The organism is Sphaerochaeta sp. UBA5836 (assembly GCF_002432845.1).
GTDB lineage: Bacteria > Spirochaetota > Spirochaetia > Sphaerochaetales > Sphaerochaetaceae > Sphaerochaeta.
Window position 1 is genome coordinate 3,835 of the sequence record NZ_DJGW01000092.1, and the last position, 1,595, is coordinate 5,429.

General features: G+C 49.5%; 2 protein-coding genes. Both read left to right on the forward strand.

Annotated elements, in window-relative coordinates:
• Nucleotides 1-497, forward strand: a 497-nt coding sequence (locus B3F49_RS08585; protein ID WP_293910430.1) for a hypothetical protein, incomplete at its 5' end; no start/stop codon positions are given.
• Nucleotides 497-1,432: a carbohydrate ABC transporter permease gene (locus B3F49_RS08590; protein WP_293910431.1), complete on the forward strand. Its 936-nt coding sequence runs from the start codon at nt 497-499 to the stop codon at nt 1,430-1,432. The genes B3F49_RS08585 and B3F49_RS08590, both read left to right, overlap by 1 nt.
• The last annotated feature ends 163 nt before the right edge of the window (nt 1,433-1,595 follow it).

Below are 1,595 nucleotides of genomic sequence, written 5' to 3' on the forward strand. Positions count from 1 at the left end.
CCTTTTTGGGTACCGAGAATGGAGTATGCTGCAACCTGTCTGTTGAGGAGTTGCTGCTTCATGATGCACGAGTACCGATTCAAGTGGGAAAACGCTTGGTAACCGACCAGTTCTCCATCACCGTTGATGGCGTGCAGAAAGTATACAACGGTGGGGTTCCTGTCGAGCAGATTGTCATAACGCCCCTGCAATTTGACAGGCTTTATGGACGGGCGATTTTTGGTGGTCTGTGTCTTGGAAGGGAGAGAGAGAGTCTGGCTGCCGTGGGGCTGTGTTCTCGAAACGTCGTGGATTGCAATCCTGAAGCATGGAATTACTCGGATTTCACCACAATACAGCATCTCGTTGTTCCAGCCAATAGTTCGGTGGAATTCGCCTTTCTCGGCCCTGATGCTCATATTATCATTGACGGCAATCCTTTTCTGAGGAACGGAAAGGTGATTTGCTCCTTGATTCCCGGTGTCGTTAAAGCACTGAAACACAAGAGAGGCTGGTAATGAGAGAGAATAAAAGTGCGCTGCGCATCCACCGGGTAACCATTCTGGGCAAGCGGTATGAGAGTGCCCAAGTACGGGCTGCATCCGTGTTGCTGCTGCCCACAATGGTTGCCATCGTTCTGTTGTTCATCATTCCTGTCGTGCAGGTGGTAGCGTATAGTTTCACCAACTACAACCTCACGACAGGGCTGAAATCCTACAACGGCCTTGCCAACTACAAGTACCTGTTCACCGATGACCGGTTTTTCAAGGCAATCCGCAATACTTTTACGTTTGCCGCTTTGAAATTGGTAATCGATACTTCATTGGCCTTGGCTATCGCTTTGATGCTTGATTCGGCCATTCCCATGAAGAAGTATCTTCGTTCAGCCTACTTTGCCCCGGTTGTTGTTCCGGTGGTTGCCTCCAGCTTGATCTGGATTTGGTTCTTTGACCCGGGAATCGGGCCTTTCAACCAAATTCTCTCCGCCTTCGGGCTACCGACTTCCCAATGGCTCTATCATGAGGACACCGCACTCCTTTCCATTCTGATGTTTTCCATATGGAAAGGGTTGGGGTACAACATTGTGCTCTTCTTGGCAGGACTGCAGAACATTCCGACCTCGTTTGTTGAAGCAGCCCAAGTGGATGGTGCCAAAGCCCACCAGGTGCTGTTTATGATCAAGTTGCCGCTCTTGCGTCCGATCATCTCATTTGTGCTGATGATCGGTATCATCAACACGTTCAAGGTGTTCGCTGAGGTAAACGTGATGACTCCCAAAGGCGGGCCTTTGTACTCCACTGCTCTGATGGTCAACTACATCTACGATACTGCATTCACCAGTGGGAAAATGGGTAGAGCCTGCAGTGCTTCCATCATCCTGTTTATCATAATTTTCGCCCTGACGCTCATCCAGACAAAGTTGGATGCACGAAAATCCATCTCCTTGGAGTAACGGTATGGCACAAAAACTGAAACACTCGAACAAACTGATTTTTCTGATACTCTTAGTGGGCTCGCTGGCCATGGTCTTCCCCTTTGTCTGGATGCTTCTTTCGGCTTTCAAGACAGTACCGGATGTATATGCGTATCCCCCGAAGTGGATTCCCAGCAGCTGG